The sequence below is a fragment of the Streptomyces liliifuscus genome (genome assembly GCF_016598615.1).
Taxonomy (GTDB): domain Bacteria; phylum Actinomycetota; class Actinomycetes; order Streptomycetales; family Streptomycetaceae; genus Streptomyces; species Streptomyces liliifuscus.
On sequence record NZ_CP066831.1, the window covers coordinates 6,371,968 to 6,387,121 of the forward strand.

Annotated in this window: 14 protein-coding genes; 4 read left to right on the forward strand and 10 right to left on the reverse strand. The window is 69.8% G+C overall.

Annotation, left to right across the window (positions count from 1 at the left end; genetic code table 11):
- Positions 1–6: 6 nt before the first annotated feature.
- The 3 genes from JEQ17_RS27390 to JEQ17_RS27400 all read right to left on the reverse strand — a co-directional run bounded on the left by JEQ17_RS27390 (position 7) and on the right by JEQ17_RS27400 (position 2,404).
- Positions 7–588 (reverse strand): flavodoxin family protein, encoded by a 582-nt coding sequence (locus tag JEQ17_RS27390; RefSeq protein WP_200397680.1) that lies wholly within the window; start codon positions 586–588, stop codon positions 7–9.
- Positions 589–723: 135 nt separating this feature from the next.
- Entirely contained in the window at positions 724–1,665 is a 942-nt protein-coding gene (locus JEQ17_RS27395; RefSeq protein ID WP_200397681.1) for a M28 family metallopeptidase, read from the reverse strand.
- 244 nt (positions 1,666–1,909) lie between these two features.
- Entirely contained in the window at positions 1,910–2,404 is a 495-nt protein-coding gene (locus tag JEQ17_RS27400; protein WP_200397682.1) for a VOC family protein, read from the reverse strand.
- A gap of 52 nt (positions 2,405–2,456) precedes the next feature.
- Here JEQ17_RS27400 and JEQ17_RS27405 point away from each other — a divergent pair, with 52 nt between their 5' ends.
- Complete coding sequence (locus JEQ17_RS27405; protein WP_200401750.1) at positions 2,457–3,038, forward strand: CGNR zinc finger domain-containing protein; 582 nt, start codon at positions 2,457–2,459, stop codon at positions 3,036–3,038.
- Between the two features lie 243 nt (positions 3,039–3,281).
- On the opposite strand, the gene JEQ17_RS27410 is transcribed toward JEQ17_RS27405, so the two are convergent.
- Positions 3,282–3,716, reverse strand: coding sequence for a winged helix-turn-helix transcriptional regulator (locus JEQ17_RS27410; protein WP_200397683.1), 435 nt, complete (start codon positions 3,714–3,716; stop codon positions 3,282–3,284).
- A 92-nt stretch (positions 3,717–3,808) separates the two neighbouring features.
- Here JEQ17_RS27410 and JEQ17_RS27415 point away from each other — a divergent pair, with 92 nt between their 5' ends.
- Positions 3,809–5,413, forward strand: coding sequence for an MFS transporter (locus JEQ17_RS27415; RefSeq protein WP_200397684.1), 1,605 nt, complete (start codon positions 3,809–3,811; stop codon positions 5,411–5,413).
- A gap of 38 nt (positions 5,414–5,451) precedes the next feature.
- Positions 5,452–6,690: a 4-hydroxybenzoate 3-monooxygenase gene (locus tag JEQ17_RS27420; RefSeq protein ID WP_200397685.1), complete on the forward strand. Its 1,239-nt coding sequence runs from the start codon at positions 5,452–5,454 to the stop codon at positions 6,688–6,690.
- A 44-nt stretch (positions 6,691–6,734) separates the two neighbouring features.
- On the opposite strand, the gene rarD is transcribed toward JEQ17_RS27420, so the two are convergent.
- Both rarD and JEQ17_RS27430 read right to left on the reverse strand, forming a co-directional pair.
- Positions 6,735–7,742, reverse strand: a complete 1,008-nt coding sequence (gene rarD / locus JEQ17_RS27425) for an EamA family transporter RarD (RefSeq protein WP_200401751.1) — start codon at positions 7,740–7,742, stop codon at positions 6,735–6,737.
- Between the two features lie 225 nt (positions 7,743–7,967).
- Positions 7,968–8,822, reverse strand: a complete 855-nt coding sequence (locus tag JEQ17_RS27430; protein ID WP_200397686.1) for an SDR family oxidoreductase — start codon at positions 8,820–8,822, stop codon at positions 7,968–7,970.
- A 93-nt stretch (positions 8,823–8,915) separates the two neighbouring features.
- Between JEQ17_RS27430 and JEQ17_RS27435 the strand changes: the two genes are divergently transcribed.
- Positions 8,916–9,335 (forward strand): winged helix-turn-helix transcriptional regulator, encoded by a 420-nt coding sequence (locus JEQ17_RS27435; protein ID WP_200397687.1) that lies wholly within the window; start codon positions 8,916–8,918, stop codon positions 9,333–9,335.
- A 34-nt stretch (positions 9,336–9,369) separates the two neighbouring features.
- On the opposite strand, the gene JEQ17_RS27440 is transcribed toward JEQ17_RS27435, so the two are convergent.
- From JEQ17_RS27440 to JEQ17_RS27455, 4 genes are all read right to left on the reverse strand, one after another.
- Positions 9,370–10,464, reverse strand: a complete 1,095-nt coding sequence (locus JEQ17_RS27440; protein WP_200397688.1) for a 2-oxoacid:ferredoxin oxidoreductase subunit beta — start codon at positions 10,462–10,464, stop codon at positions 9,370–9,372.
- A complete protein-coding gene (locus JEQ17_RS27445; protein WP_200397689.1) occupies positions 10,457–12,385 on the reverse strand; it encodes a 2-oxoacid:acceptor oxidoreductase subunit alpha in 1,929 nt (642 codons plus the stop codon). The genes JEQ17_RS27440 and JEQ17_RS27445 overlap by 8 nt, the downstream gene beginning before the upstream one ends.
- Before the next feature lie 267 nt (positions 12,386–12,652).
- Positions 12,653–13,312: a response regulator transcription factor gene (locus JEQ17_RS27450; RefSeq protein WP_281198604.1), complete on the reverse strand. Its 660-nt coding sequence runs from the start codon at positions 13,310–13,312 to the stop codon at positions 12,653–12,655.
- A 248-nt stretch (positions 13,313–13,560) separates the two neighbouring features.
- Positions 13,561–14,916: a sensor histidine kinase gene (locus JEQ17_RS27455; protein WP_200397690.1), complete on the reverse strand. Its 1,356-nt coding sequence runs from the start codon at positions 14,914–14,916 to the stop codon at positions 13,561–13,563.
- Positions 14,917–15,154 lie beyond the last annotated feature (238 nt).

Consider the following 15,154-nt stretch of genomic DNA (forward strand, 5'->3'; position numbering starts at 1 on the left):
CGGACCTCAGCTGTCGTACGGGAAGCGGGCGAGCGGGGGCTCCTGCGCGAAGAACGTCTTGGCGCGGGTCAGGGCGGCGGAGTCGGTCAGGACGTCACCGGGCTTGCTGCCGTTGCCGAGCAGGACACCTCCGAACCGCATCCCCATGTACGCGGCCGAGTGGTTGAGCGTGCCGATCAGCGGGTCGGCGACCTCTTCCTCCTCGTGCGCGAGGGCGGTGACGCCCCACAGCGTGCGTCCGGCCATCGTCTGCTTGAAGTCGAGCCCGGGGGTGCGCAGCCAGCCCGACCAGTAGTCCAGGTAGCGCTTGGTGTGCGCGGACAGGGAGTACCAGTACAGCGGGGAGGCGATGACGATGTCCGTCGCCGCGAGCGTGGCGTCGAGCAGCAGGGCCGTGTTGTCGCCGGACGGCCGGACATGGTCGCTGTCGTGGCGCAGGTCCTCGAAGTCGGGCACCGGATGTTCGGTGAGACTCAGCCAGCGCTGTGTGACGTCGGCCGGCAGCTGTTCCGCGGCCTTGCGGGCCAGCAGCTCGGTGTTGCCGCTGTCTCGGGCGCTGCCCAGGAGGAAGAGGAAGTGGCGGGTCATGAGCGGCTCCGTCATGGAAGGCGTACGACGACTGCATGCGTACGCAGTATATGCACACGCATGCAGTCATCGGCTACCCCGGAGATCGGGCCGCGGCGGGCCGGAGCCGTCCGGAGCCGTCCGGAGCGGATCCGGCTACTCCGAGAGCTCCCAGACCGCGTACGCCAGTGCGTCGCTGTTCCGGTTCAGGGCGGTGTCGTTGATGTTCGACGTCGTGTCGCACGAGGAGTGGTAGCAGCGGTCGAACGACTGGCCCGCGGTGCCGCCCCACTTGGCGGCCTGGGCCGCGGACTTGGTGTTGCTGGCGCCGGTGAAGAGGCCGCCGACGGGGATGCCCGCGCTCTTGAAGGGGGCGTGGTCCGAGCGGCCGTCGCCCTCGGTCTCGATCTCGGTGGCGACGCCGAGGCCCGCGTAGAAGTCCTTGAAGGTCTTCTCGATGGCCGGGTCGTCGTCGTAGACGAAGTAGCCGGGGTTCGGCGACCCGATCATGTCGAAGTTGAGGTAGCCGCTGATCTTGGCGCGGTTGGCGGTGGAGAGGTTGTTGACGTAGTAGCGCGAGCCGACCAGGCCCAGTTCCTCCGCTCCCCACCAGGCGAACCGCAGATGCTTTGTGGGCTGGTACTGGGCGCGGGACACGGCGAGCGCGGCTTCCAGTACGGCGGCCGAGCCCGAGCCGTTGTCGTTGATGCCGGCCCCCGAGGTGACGCTGTCGAGGTGGGAGCCCGCCATGACGACCTGGTTGGCGTCGCCGCCGGGCCAGTCGGCGATCAGGTTGTAGCCGACGCGGCCGGAGGCGGTGAACTGCTGGATGGTCGTGGTGAATCCGGCCGCGTCCAGCTTGGCCTTCACATAGTCGAGGGAGGCCTTGTAGCCGGCGCGTCCATGGGCGCGGTTGCCGCCGTTGGCGGTGGCGATGGACTGCAGTTGGGTGAGATGTGCCTTGACGTTGGCGACGGGTATGTCCGGTGCGGCGGCCACGCGCGCGGGCGCCGCGTCGGCTATCGCGCTCGTCGTGAGGAGTGCGGCGACGGCTATGACCGCGGCACCCGTGACACGTCCGGGAACAGAGAGCTTCATGTGGGGGGCTCCGAATTCCATACGGGAATGGGTGCCTGATGGTGAAGCTGAGGCTGACGTTCCGTCAAGAGCGCAATCCGGTCAGGGGTGTTCGCATAGCGGATCCCTGGAGTTCACCTGATCGCGGCCGCTCATGACACCCCGGGTGCGTCATGGGAGGGCGACGGAGGGGCGACCGTAGGGCGGCAGCTCCCTGTTGCTGTGCACGGGCGGACAAGCCCGGTTCCGGTGGGGGCCCCGCCTGTCAGTGCACGCAGAACTCGTTGCCCTCCGGATCCGCCATCACGACCCACTCGCCGCCCTGCTCCTTCACCTCCCGGAGCACCTCCGCCCCCAGCCCGATGAGCCGTGCGACCTCCGCCGCCCGTTGCCCGTCCGTGGTGTGCACGTCGATGTGCATCCGGTTCTTCACCGTCTTCGGCTCGGGCACGCGCTGGAAGAGCAGCCGTCGTCCGAGGCCGGTCCCGCTGTCCTTGTCGTACGGATCGTCGGGGTGGCGTACGGCCGCGGCGTCGCGCCAGGCCCGGCGGCCGTGCGACTCGACGGTGACCTCGGGCGGTACGGCGCCGAAGCCGAGCAGGCGCTCGACCAGGGTGCTGTGGTCCTCGACGAGGTAGTGGAGGGTGGCGGCCCAGAAGTCGGCCTGGGCGTGCGGATCGGCGGCGTCAATGACGAGCTTCCAGTGCAGGGGCGCCGGTGCCGACGAGGGTGTCTGGGTCTGGGGCTGGGTCTCTGTCATGGTAACCACTTATAGTGGTTACGTGAGTGAGCGTGCAATGAAATCGCCCGGGATGACTCTCGTGTCGTACGGGGGGAAGTCGTTCCGCTTCGACCCCGGGGCGTTGTGCCTGGAGCTCGTGACGACGGGCGGGCCGGGGGAGTTCGCGCGGTACGAGGTGCTGCACGAGCCCGCGGATCTGGTGCGCTGGGTGGAGCGGAGCCGGTTGCCCGGCGGGCTCGAAGTGACCGTCACGGAAGGGGAGTTGGCGCAAACGCGAGCCCTGCGCGACGCGGTCTTCCTGCTGGCCGCGGACCGGGCGCATGGGCAGCCCCTCCAGGCCCGTCACCTCGACGTTGTCAACGCCGCCGCGGCCGGGGCGCCGCTTGCCGCCCGGGTCGAGGCGGACGGGTCGCGCGGGTGGGCGGCGGGGGCCACGGGGGCGCGGTTGCTGGCCACCGTTGCGCGTGACGCGGTGGAGCTGTTCACCGGGCCGTATGCGGATCGGATCCGGGAGTGCGGGTCCGACAACTGCGCGTTGCTCTTCGTCGACACCTCGCGGCCCGGGCGGCGGCGCTGGTGCGCCATGGAACACTGCGGCAACCGCCAGAAGGCCCGCACACACCGGGCCCGCCGCGCGGAAGAGGGCGACTGAGGTTTCCTTTCGCCCCCGCCGCCCCTACCCATTCCCGTCCCTTACTCAGGGGCTCCGCCCCCGAACCCCAAAAGACCAAAAGACTGCGCAGTTCCCCGCGCCCCCAGGTCTTTAGGGGCGCGGGGAACTGCGCGACAAGCCCCCACCGGCCCGCACCCGACAACACACCCCACGGGGCCTGGGGCGGAGCCCCAGAAAGGGACGGGAATGGGTAGGGGCGGCGGGGGCGAAAACCGCCCCCCTTCAAGCAGAAGCCCCCACCCGCTCGTCATAAGCCTCCCGCGCCGCCGCGATCTCCCCCTGGTGCGCCTCCGTCCAGGCAACCAGCGACCGAATCGTGGAGTGGAGCGTCCCGCCGAGCGGAGTGAGCTCGTACTCCACCCGAGGCGGCACCACAGGATGCACGGTCCGCTTCACGAGCCCGTCCCGCTCCAACTGCCGCAGCGTCACCGTCAGCATCCGCTGACTCACCCCGTCGATCTCCCGCCGCAACTCGGTGAACCGCAACCGCCGGTTGTCGAGGAGGGCGATCACGAGGAGCGACCACTTGTCGGCCACCCGGTCGAGGATCTGCCGCACCTGGCAGCCCTCCCGGGTGTCCCACTGGAAGGGATCGGTGTCCTCGCCGTCCATGGTTACCGCGCACTTACTCGGTGACTCCAAAGTGCCTTCTTCCATGTCCGCCGATGCTGCCGCAGGCTGGCACCGGTTACAAGAGGGAACCGACCCTCATTCGGGTAACCGCCCCTTCCCTCACCCAAGGAGTCGTGATGGGCACCCGTGCCTGGGCCCTGCTGCTCGTCCTCTGCGGAACGATCTTCCTGGAGGGCATCGACGTCGCCATGCTGGCGGTCGCGATCCCCTCCATCAGATCCGACCTCGACCTGCCGACCGACACCGCGGCCTGGGTGATGAGCGCGTACGTACTCGGCTACGCCGGCTTCACCCTGCTCGGCGGCCGCGCGGCCGACCTGCTGGGCCGCCGCCGGATGTTCCTCACCTGGCTGACGGTCTTCCTCGCCTTCTCGGGCCTGGGCGGCTTCGCCACGGAGGGCTGGACGCTGATCGTCGCCCGCTTCGTCACCGGCGTCTCGGCCGCGTTCATGACACCGGCCGCGCTGTCCCTGATCACGACGTCGTACGAGGAGGGCGAGCAGCGCAACAAGGCGTTGCTGGTCTTCGCGGGCACGGCGGCCGGCGGCTTCTCCCTCGGCCTGGTCATCGGCGGCCTGCTCACCCAACTGGGCTGGCGCTGGGTCTTCTTCGCCCCGGTCCTGCTCGCGGCCGCCCTGCTCGTGGCGGCGATACGCCTGATCCCGGCCCAACCACGCGCTGGAGAGCCCGGGAACGAGAAGAGCCCCGGGCGCCCCCGGCGGCGTACCGAAGGCTTCGACATCCTCGGTGCAGGCACCGCCGCGGCCGCCATGCTGCTCGCCGCCTACGCCGTCATCCGGCTCGAACACGGCCTGGACGGCTGGCAGTTGACGGCGGGTGCGGCCGTCGCGGCCACCACCCTGCTCGTCGTCTTCGTCGCCGTCGAACGCCGCACCCCCACACCCCTCGTGCGCCTCGGCATCCTCCGCACCGGCTCCGTCGTACGGGCCGACCTCGGCGCACTCCTCTTCGTGGGCGCCTTCTTCGGCTTCCAGTTCGTCCTCACGCTCTACCTCCAGGAACTGCGCGGCTGGTCCTCCCTGCAGACGGCGATCGCCCTGGTGGTGCTGGGCTGCGACGCGATCCTCGCCCCCACACTCACCCCGCGCCTGGTCACCCGTTTCGGCCACGCCAAGGTGATCCTCGGCGGCTTCGTCCTGGCGGTCGTCGCGTACGGGCTCTTCCTGCCCGTGGGCATGGACTGGTCGTACGCGGCGATGTTCCCGACCCTGATCATCGCGGGCACCGCCTTCGCGCTGGCCTACGGGCCGCTCACGATCGCGGCGACGGACGGTGTGGTGGAGTCCGAACAGGGCCTGGCGAGCGGTCTGTTGCACACGGCCACCCAGTTCGGCTCGGCCATCGGCATCTCGGCGGTGACGGCCGTGTACGGCCTCGTCTCCTCCGGCGCCTCCGCGGGCTCCGACCCGGACGCCACCCTCTCCGCCTTCCGCGCGGCCCTGATCGTCCCGGTGGCGATGGTGACACTGGGCGCGCTGCTGTCCTCCTTCGGCCTCAGAAGCCGTACGAAGCCGCCGACGGCCGGAGGAAAGCCCACCGCACCCGCCAACACGACCGCGGCGGCCACCACTGCCGCCACCACTTCCACGACCGCGGCCACCACCACTGCAACCGCCGTCGCCGCCGCTGCCACGACCACCGCGGCCATCCCCGCCGGACCCGCCGCGCCCGCCAACCCCACCCGGCAGATCCCGAGTTGACGACCGGCCGCCCGTACCGGGTTCGCCATACTGTTCGCATGACCGCAGACGCCCCCGCCCCGTCAGCCGCCGCCCCGTCCGCCGCCCACCCACAGCGCACCCGCGTGGTCATAGTGGGGGCGGGGCCCGCGGGACTCACCCTCGCCAACATCCTCCGCGCCGCCTCGGTCGACTGCGTGGTGCTGGAGAACGAGAGCAGGGAGTTCATCGAACAGCGGCCGCGCGCGGGCTTCCTGGAGGAATGGGCGGTCCGCGCGCTGGAGGGGCGGGGCCTGGCGGACCGGCTCCTGGAGAACACCGTGGCGCACACCGAGTGCGAGTTCCGGTTCGCCGGAGAGCGCCACAGGTTCCCGTACGCCGATGTGTCGGGCCACCGTCACTACGTGTACCCGCAGCCGCTGCTGGTGACGGACCTGGTGCGCGAGTACGCGGACGTCCGGGGCGGTGACATCCGGTTCGGCGTCCGCGATGTCGAGCCGGCCGGGATCGACACGGACCGGCCCTCGGTGGCGTACACGGATCCGGAGACGGGTGAACGGGTGCGCCTGGACTGCGAGTTCATCGCGGGCTGCGACGGCGCTCGCGGGGTGACCCGGGACCGTATGCCCGCGGAGCACGTCACCGTCGCCCGGCACGACTTCGGTGTCGGCTGGCTGGCGCTGCTTGCCGAGGCGCCGCCGTCCTCCGACTGTGTCGTCTTCGGCATCCATCCGCGCGGGTTCGCCGGTCATATGGCCCGGGGCCCGCAGGTCACCCGCTACTACCTGGAGTGCCCGCCCGACGACGACCCGGAGAACTGGTCGCACGAGCGCGTGTGGGCCGAGCTCCACGCCCGCCTCGGGGCGGAGGGGGCCCAGCCGCTCAACGAGGGCAAGCTGATCGAGAAGCGGGTCCTGGCCATGCACAACTACGTGGTGGAGCCGATGGCGTACGGGCGGCTGTATCTGGCCGGAGACGCGGCCCATCTCCTCGCGCCGATCGGTGCGAAGGGCATGAACCTCGCGATCCACGACTCCCTGCTGCTCGGCGACGCGCTCGTCGCGTACTACGGCAAGGGGGACGACAGCGGGCTGCGCGGCTACTCGGCGGCCTGTCTGCGGCGGGTGTGGCAGTACCAGGAGTTCTCGCAGTGGCTCTCCGACGTGTACCACGGCGCCTCGTCGGGCGATCCCTTCAAGGCGGGCACCTCGATGGCCAGGCTGCGGCGGATCCTCGCCTCACCCGCCGCGGCGACCGGCTTCGCGGAACTGTTCCTCGGCAAGGACACGGATTACTGACGCCGTCGAACGCTGACGCCGTCGATGACTGACGCCGTCACCGACTACGTGTTCGTGCTGGTGGCGGTGCCGCCGGCGGTGCTCGGGCTCGCGGCCGCCGCCTCCCGGGCCGCTTCCGCGGCGGCGGTGGCGGCGGTGGCCGCCTCCCGCAACACCGTCCGCGACTTCCGCGCCGTCCGCAGCGCGTCCCACGTCAGCAGCGACAACGCGGCCCACACCAGCGCGAACCCGGCCCACCGCTCGGCGGGCATCGCCTCGTGGAAGTACAGGATGCCGAGCAGGAACTGCAGCACGGGCGCGAGGTACTGGAGCAGTCCCAGCGTCGACAGCGGCACCCGGATCGCCGCCGCCCCGAAACACACGAGCGGCAGCGCGGTCACCACTCCGGTCGCGGCCAGCAGAGCCGCGTGCCCGGCGCCCTCACCGCCGAAGGTCGCGTCGCCCCGGGACGACAGCCACAGCAGATAGCCGAGCGCGGGCAGGAACTGGATCGCGGTCTCCGCGGCCAGGGACTCGATACCGCCGAGGTTGACCTTCTTCTTCACCAGCCCGTACGTCGCGAAGGAGAAGGCGAGACAGAGGGAGATCCACGGCGGCTGGCCGTATCCGACGGTCAGTACGAGCACCGCGGCGAAGCCGATGCCCACCGCCGCCCACTGCGCGGGCCGCAGCCGCTCCTTCAGGAGCAGGACGCCCATCGCGATGGTGACGAGCGGGTTGATGAAGTAGCCGAGGGACGCCTCCACCACATGGCCGGCGTTCACGGCCCAGATGTAGACGCCCCAGTTGACCGTGATGGTGGCCGCGGCGATGGTGATCAGGCCCAGTCTGCGCGGCTGTCGCAGCAGCGGACCGGCCCAGGCCCAGCGTCGCATCACCACGAGCGCGATCAGCACGACGCCCAGCGACCACACCATGCGGTGGGCGAGGATCTCCGCCGCGCCCGCGGGTTGGAGGAGCGGCCAGAACAGGGGCACGAGCCCCCACATGCCGTACGCCGCGAAGCCGTTCAGCAGACCGATCCGCTGTTCGCCCTTGGAATCCAGACCTATGTGCTGTTCGCCCTTGGACTCCACCGGCACGGCCCCTCCCTCTCACCACGCTGCGGACGCGCGGCGTCCGAACCACGCGCAACCTCCAAGAAGGTAGCGCCGAGCACCCCCGCCTGTCATGCCCGTATCGCCATACGGTCATTACAGACGGGGGTGCTTCCCGCGGGTCACGGACGCGGGTGCTTCCCGTGGGTCACGAGCGGGGGTGGTCCGGTGGGCCGGGGGTCAGCCCTTCAGCGCCGCCGCGATCGACTCCGCGATCGGCGTGGTCGGCCGGCCGGTCAGCCGGGACAGGTCACCGGTGGTGACGACCAGCTCGCCCTTCTCGATCGACGCGTCGACGCCGGCCAGGATCGCGGCGAAGGGCGCGGGCAGTCCGGCGCCGGTCAGGATGCCCTCGAACACATCGCCGGGGACGGCGTTGTAGGTGATCTCCTTGCCGGACGCCTTGGCCACCTCGGCCGCGTACTCGGCGAAGCCGAACGCGGTGTCGCCGCCCAGCTCGTACGTCTTGTTCTCGTGGCCCTCGCCGGTCAGCACGGCCACGGCGGCGGCCGCGTAGTCCGCGCGGGAGGCCGTGGAGATCCTGCCCTCACCGGCGGCCTGGACGACGGCGTTGTGCTCCAGGACCGGGGCCAGGTTCTCGGTGTAGTTCTCGTTGTACCAGCCGTTGCGCAGCAGGGCGTACGTCACGCCGGACTCCAGGATCGCCGCCTCGGTGCCGCGGTGGTCGTCGGCCAGCGCGGCGGTCAGGCTGCCGGGGGCGCTGGTGTACGCGAGGAGCGCGACGCCGGCGGCCTTGGCGGCGTCGAGGACGACCTTGTGCTGGGCCACGCGGCCCTTGTCGAACTCGTTGCCCGAGATGAGCAGCACCTTGTCGCCGGCCGAGAAGAGGCCGTCGAAGGTCTCGGGAGCGTTGTAGTCGGCGACCGCGATCCGCACGCCGCGGGCCGCGAAGTCCGCCGCCTTCTCCTCGCTGCGGACGACGGCCGTGATCCGGTCGGCCGGGACCTTCTCCAGCAGGCCCTCGATGACGAAACGGCCGAGGTGTCCGGTGGCTCCGGTGACGACGATGCTCATGGTGGAAACAACTCCTTGTGGGGTGGGTATGGCACTAACCATAGGAGCTGCACTAACTCTGCGAAAGTACCCACTTTGAAGTAAGGTACTGGCATGGCCGTAAGTACTTCAGCAGTCAGTGGATCCGCAGCCGACAAGAGCGCGAGCGCAGCCGCCAAGTACGACACCGGCGAGGCGATGTGTCCGTACCGCTTGGTCCTGGAGCACGTCACCAGCCGCTGGGGCGTCCTCGTACTGATCGAGCTCCTCGACCGGCCCTACCGCTTCAGCGAGCTGCGCCGCGCGATCGGCAGGGTCAGCGAGAAGATGCTCACCCAGACCCTGCAGACCCTGGAGCGCGACGGACTCGTGAACCGGGACGCCAAGCCGGTCATCCCGCCGCGCGTCGACTACTCGCTCACCGACCTGGGCCGCGAGGCCGCCGAGCAGGTGAAGGCGCTCGCGGGCTGGACCGAGGAGCGGATGGACGCCGTACTGAAGGCCCGCCAGGCATACGACGAGGCCCGGTCCTGAGGAAGCGGAACCGGGCCTCGCGGAGTGTCGCCGTTCAGCCGACGACCGTCCAGGTGTCCCCGCCCGCGAGCAGCGCCGACAGGTCGCCCTTGCCGTTCTGTTCGATGGCCGTGTCGAGCTGGTCGGCCATCTGGGTGTCGTAGACCGGGCGGTCGACGGCCCGCAGGACGCCGATCGGCGTGTGGTGCAGCGTGTCCGGGTCGGCGAGCCGGGACAGCGCGAACGCCGTGGTGGGCGAGGTGGCATGCGCGTCGTGGACCAGGATCCGCGGCTCGTTCTCCGGAGTGACGGTGACGACCTTCAGGTCTCCGGTCACCGCATCGCGTACGACGCCCTTGGAGCCGAGGCCGCCGTCGAGCGGTGCCCCGAAGCGGATCTGCTTCCCGTGCTCCAGGCGGATCACCGCCTCCTCGGCCTGTTGCCTGTCCTTGAGGACCTCGAAGGCGCCGTCGTTGAAGATGTTGCAGTTCTGGTAGATCTCGACGAGGGCGGTGCCCGGGTGGGCCGCGGCCTGCCGCAGCACCTCCGTCAGATGCTTGCGGTCGGAGTCCACGGTCCGCGCCACGAACGACGCCTCCGCGCCGATGGCGAGCGACACCGGGTTGAAGGGCGCGTCCAGGGAGCCCATCGGCGTCGACTTGGTGATCTTGCCGACCTCGCTGGTCGGGCTGTACTGGCCCTTCGTGAGCCCGTAGATCCGGTTGTTGAAGAGCAGGATCTTGAGGTTCACGTTCCGGCGGAGGGCGTGGATGAGGTGGTTGCCGCCGATGGACAGCGCGTCCCCGTCACCGGTCACCACCCATACGCTCAGGTCCCGGCGGGAGGAGGCGAGCCCGGTGGCGATGGCGGGGGCGCGGCCGTGGATGGAGTGCATCCCGTACGTGTTCATGTAGTACGGGAAACGGGACGAGCAGCCGATGCCCGAGACGAAGACGACGTTCTCCTTGGCGAGACCCAGTTCGGGCATGAAGCCCTGCACCGCCGCGAGGATCGCGTAGTCACCGCAGCCGGGGCACCAGCGCACTTCCTGATCGGACTTGAAGTCCTTCATGGACTGCCTGGCCTCGGCCTTGGGCACCAGAGTGAGCGCCTCGATCGTGCCCGGACCTTCCGTGGTCGTCTCAGCCATCGATGGCCTCCTTGAGAGCCGTGGCGAGCTGTTCGGCCTTGAACGGCATTCCGTTGACCTGGTTGTACGAGTGGGCGTCGACCAGGTATTTCGCCCGGACCAGGGTGGCGAGCTGGCCGAGGTTCATCTCGGGGATCACCACCTTGTCGTACGCCTTGAGCACCGCGCCCAGATTCCCGGGGAACGGGTTGAGGTGCCGCAGGTGCGCCTGTGCGATCGCCTCCCCGGCCCCGCGCAGGCGGCGGACTGCGGCGGTGATGGGCCCGTAGGTGGAACCCCAGCCCAGGACGAGGGTGGTGGCGCCGTGCGGATCGTCGACCTCGACATTTGGTACGTCGATGCCGTCGATCTTCGCCTGGCGCGTACGGACCATGAAGTCGTGGTTGGCGGGGTCGTAGGAGATGTTGCCGGTGCCGTCCTGCTTCTCGATGCCGCCGATGCGGTGTTCGAGACCCGGCGTGCCCGGGATCGCCCAGGGGCGCGCGAGGGTCTGAGGATCGCGTTTGTACGGCCAGAAGACCTCGGTGCCGTCGTCCAGGGTGTGGTTGGGGCCCTGGGCGAACTGCACGCGCAGGTCGGGGAGTTCGTCGGTCTCCGGGATCCGCCACGGTTCGCTGCCGTTGGCGAGGTAGCCGTCGGACAGCAGCAGGACCGGGGTGCGGTAGGTGAGGGCGATGCGGGCGGCCTCGATGGCTGCGTCGAAGCAGTCGGCGGGGGTCCGGGGGGCCACGATGGGCACCGGTGCCTCGCCGTTGCGGCCGAACATGGCCTGGAGCAGATCGGCCTGTTCGGTTTTGGTGGGCAGGCCGGTGGAGGGGCCGCCGCGCTGGATGTCGATGACCAGCAGCGGCAGTTCCAGCGACACCGCGAGCCCGATCGTCTCCGATTTGAGCGCGACACCCGGTCCGGAGGTGGTGGTCACGGCGAGCGAGCCGCCGAAGGCCGCCCCCAGTGCGGCGCCGATGCCGGCGATCTCGTCCTCGGCCTGGAAGGTCCGTACACCGAAGTTCTTGTGCCGGCTCAGCTCGTGCAGGATGTCCGAGGCCGGGGTGATCGGATACGAGCCCAGGTAGAGGGGCAGGTCCGCCTGGGTCGAGGCCGCGATCAGGCCGTAGGACAGGGCCAGGTTCCCGGAGATGTTGCGGTAGGTGCCGGTCGGGAAGGCCGCGGTGGCCGGCGCGATCTCGTAGGAGACGGCGAAGTCCTCAGTGGTCTCGCCGAAGTTCCAGCCCGCGCGGAACGCGGCGATGTTGGCCGCCGCGATATCGGGCTTCTTGGCGAACTTGGTCGTGAGGAACTTCTCGGTGCCCTCGGTCGGCCGGTGGTACATCCAGCTCAGCAGGCCCAGCGCGAACATGTTCTTGCTGCGCTCGGCCTCCTTGCGGGTGAGGTCGAACTCCTTGAGGGCCTCGACGGTCAGCGTGGTGAGGGGGACGGGGTGGACGCTGTAGCCGTCCAGCGAACCGTCCTCCAGGGGGCTCGTGGCGTAGCCGACCTTCTGCATCGCCCGTTTGGTGAACTCGTCCGTGTTGACGATGATCTCCGCGCCGCGCGGCACGTCGGCGATGTTGGCCTTCAGTGCGGCCGGGTTCATCGCCACGAGGACGTTGGGCGCGTCGCCGGGGGTGAGGATGTCGTGGTCGGCGAAATGCAGCTGGAAAGACGAAACGCCCGGCAGGGTGCCTGCGGGCGCGCGGATCTCGGCGGGGAAGTTCGGCAGTGTCGAAAGGTCGTTTCCGAAGGATGCCGTCTCGGAGGTGAAGCGGTCTCCGGTGAGCTGCATACCGTCACCGGAGTCTCCCGCGAACCGGATGATCACCCGGTCCAGCCGGCGTACATCCTTTGTGCCCGCCGGTTTGCGCTGTTCTCCTACGACGGTTCCGTCGGCATGCTCGGCTGGACTGCTGACCTGACTGGTCACTGAAGTGAACCTCCTTCGAGGCGGCTGTCCGGGATCGGCCCTCCCGCAGGCCATCCCGGGTCCAACCCTACGTCGCTAAGGGTCGCCTTCCCCTGACCGTTCGTACGGTGGACCCCTTTTTGAGACCACCGGACACCCTGATTTGCCATGACTTGTCCGCCCCCCGGCGTTACCTGTGAAGACGCTTGATGCTCATCCTTTGGTTCTCGTGCTCATGCCTGGCTCTCGTGCTTGCGTTGCGGTGATTTCTGACACAGTGTCAGCTCGTCAGGAGTTCAGGTAGGTGAGGACCGCGAGAACACGCCGGTGATCCCCGTCACTCTGGGACAGGCCCAGTTTCATGAAGATGTTGCTCACGTGCTTCTCGACCGCGCCGTCGCTGACCACGAGCTGTCGTGCGATCGCGGAGTTCGTCCGTCCCTCGGCCATGAGTCCCAGGACCTCCCGCTCGCGTGGCGTCAGCCCCGCGAGGACGTCCTGTTTGCGGCTGCGCCCGAGCAGCTGCGCGACGACCTCGGGATCCAGCGCGGTGCCGCCGCGGGCCACGCGGACGACCGCGTCCACGAATTCCCTCACCTCGGCTACCCGGTCCTTCAGCAGATAGCCGACGCCGTGACTGGAACCGGCGAGGAGTTCGGTGGCGTACTGCTCCTCCACGTACTGCGACAGCACGAGTACCCCGAGTCCCGGGTGCTGCTTGCGCAGCTGCACGGCCGCCTTCACGCCCTCGTCCGTGTGCGTCGGGGGCATCCGTACGTCCGCGACCACGACATCCGGCAGCGCGTCCTGCGCCGCGAACTCCGTGATCGTCTTGATCAGAGCTTCCCCGTCCCCCACTCCGGCGATCACGTCGTGCCCACGGTCGGTCAGCAACCGGGTCAGGCCCTCCCTCAGCAGCACTGAATCCTCGGCGATGACCACGCGCACCCTGTCCTCCACGATTGCTCGGCCCCCCACGCTCGTACGTCAACCCCCAGCATTCCAGCATTTGGGACCGACTGAGGGTGGGTGAGGGAATCGTTGTCGGTCCGCGCCCGTAAGGGGCGCGGGGAACGGCGCGATCAGCCGAGAACGAGGCGAGCCGGCGAACGGACAGCAGGTGCAGGGGGAGACAACGGGGGCCCGGGGGCGGAGCCCCCGGTTTCGGGAAGGGGCGGGTCCGGGGGAGGGAACACCTACCCCCGCCAGGGCAGCTCCGCCGTGATGCGAGTCGGCCCGGCGGCGGGGGAGTCCACCACGAGGATCCCGTCGACCGCGTCGAGCCGCTCCGCCAGCCCCGCGAGCCCCGAGCCGGCGGCGACATCCGCACCGCCCACACCGTTGTCGACCACCTGGATCATGAGCCGGCTCTCGATCCGCCAGACATCGACCGAGGCCCGGGTGGCCCCCGAGTGCTTGCTGATGTTCTGCAGCAGCTCCGAGACGGTGAAGTACGCGATCCCCTCGATCGCCGGCGCCGGCCGGGCCGGGAGATCGACCTCGACCTGCACGGGAACCGTGCACCGGGACGCCACCGAGGACAGCGCGGCGTCCAGACCGCGGTCGGTGAGGACAGCGGGATGGATCCCGCGCGCCAGATCCCGCAGTTCCTGAAGCGCCGTCTTCACCTCGCCGTGCGCCTCGCCCACCATCCGCGCCGCCGCCTCCGGATCCTCCGTGAGCTTCTCCTTCGCCAGCCCCAGATCCATCGCGAGGGCCACCAGCCGGGCCTGCGCCCCGTCGTGCAGATCGCGCTCGATGCGCCGCAGGTCGGCCGCCGCCGTGTCGATCACGACGCCCCGGTCCGACTCCAGCTCGACGACCCGCGTGGCCAGCCGCGAAGGCCCGAGCAGCCCGTGCACCAGCAGCCGGTCCACCTGCGTCAGCGCCCGCACGATCCACGGCGTGGCCATCGTGAGCAGCAGGCCCACCAGCGCGGTCACCGTGATCTCGAAGGGGTTGTCCAGGTAGACGCTGTGCCCCTGGTCCCCGTACAGCTGGAGCCCGTCCTGCCCGCCGTAGACCGGGAACAGCCAGAACCAGAGCGGATACGTCAGCATCGCCCAGCCGTACACCCAGAAGGTGATGGCCACGGAGAAGGCGAACACGGCCCAGGGGAAGTGCAGTACCGCGTAGAGCAGGTGCCGCCAGGACGCGCCGCTCTTCAGCATCGCGCCCACCCACGCCATCGCGCCCTGCTTCGTCATCCGCAACGGCTCCGGCGCCGCGACGTCGAGCCCCAGCAGCCCGCGCGCCCGGGCCCGCTCCAGCGCGCCGAGACCGCGGCAGCCCGCGAGGCCGGCGGCGAGTACCGGGATGCCCAGGAACGTGATCAGCAGGCCCGCGCCGAGCGACACCATCGTCACGGCGAAGGTGAACATGATGATGCTGACCGGCAGGCTCAGCATCAGATACCCGAACTCACGCCAGCTGCGCGCCTCGACCGGCGCCCGCAGCGCGGCCGGGAGCCGGTGCCGCCGCTCCTCGGCGCCCTCCCCGCGGAACCCGGGTCCGCCGTCCCACCCGTATCCCTGTCCGTACTCCGTGGCCATGGCCGCCGTCCGTTTCTACTCGTCCGCTGTTGTATCTCCACATTGCTCGGTCCCACGCGGCCGGGACATGGAGCGAGTCGGCGTCTTGGGGCGGGGGTTTTCCCTACCTTCTGGGGGCCGGTGCCGGTGCCGGAGTTGGGGTTGGGGTTCGGGCTGGGGCTGGGGTCGGGGTACGGCTGGGCAGCGGGCGGGACCGACCAGGGCGACCGGCATGAACAGACGTGCGGGAGCGATGGCG

What these genes read in the sequence shown, in the direction of transcription:
- JEQ17_RS27390 (WP_200397680.1), bottom strand. Translation starts at nt 588, where the DNA reads ATGACCCGCCACTTCCTCTTCCTCCTGGGCAGCGCCCGAGACAGCGGC.
- JEQ17_RS27395 (WP_200397681.1), bottom strand. Translation starts at nt 1,665, where the DNA reads ATGAAGCTCTCTGTTCCCGGACGTGTCACGGGTGCCGCGGTCATAGCC.
- JEQ17_RS27400 (WP_200397682.1), bottom strand. Translation starts at nt 2,404, where the DNA reads ATGACAGAGACCCAGCCCCAGACCCAGACACCCTCGTCGGCACCGGCG.
- JEQ17_RS27405 (WP_200401750.1), top strand. Translation starts at nt 2,457, where the DNA reads ATGACTCTCGTGTCGTACGGGGGGAAGTCGTTCCGCTTCGACCCCGGG.
- JEQ17_RS27410 (WP_200397683.1), bottom strand. Translation starts at nt 3,716, where the DNA reads ATGGAAGAAGGCACTTTGGAGTCACCGAGTAAGTGCGCGGTAACCATG.
- JEQ17_RS27415 (WP_200397684.1), top strand. Translation starts at nt 3,809, where the DNA reads ATGGGCACCCGTGCCTGGGCCCTGCTGCTCGTCCTCTGCGGAACGATC.
- JEQ17_RS27420 (WP_200397685.1), top strand. Translation starts at nt 5,452, where the DNA reads ATGACCGCAGACGCCCCCGCCCCGTCAGCCGCCGCCCCGTCCGCCGCC.
- JEQ17_RS27430 (WP_200397686.1), bottom strand. Translation starts at nt 8,822, where the DNA reads ATGAGCATCGTCGTCACCGGAGCCACCGGACACCTCGGCCGTTTCGTC.
- JEQ17_RS27435 (WP_200397687.1), top strand. Translation starts at nt 8,916, where the DNA reads ATGGCCGTAAGTACTTCAGCAGTCAGTGGATCCGCAGCCGACAAGAGC.
- JEQ17_RS27440 (WP_200397688.1), bottom strand. Translation starts at nt 10,464, where the DNA reads ATGGCTGAGACGACCACGGAAGGTCCGGGCACGATCGAGGCGCTCACT.
- JEQ17_RS27455 (WP_200397690.1), bottom strand. Translation starts at nt 14,916, where the DNA reads ATGGCCACGGAGTACGGACAGGGATACGGGTGGGACGGCGGACCCGGG.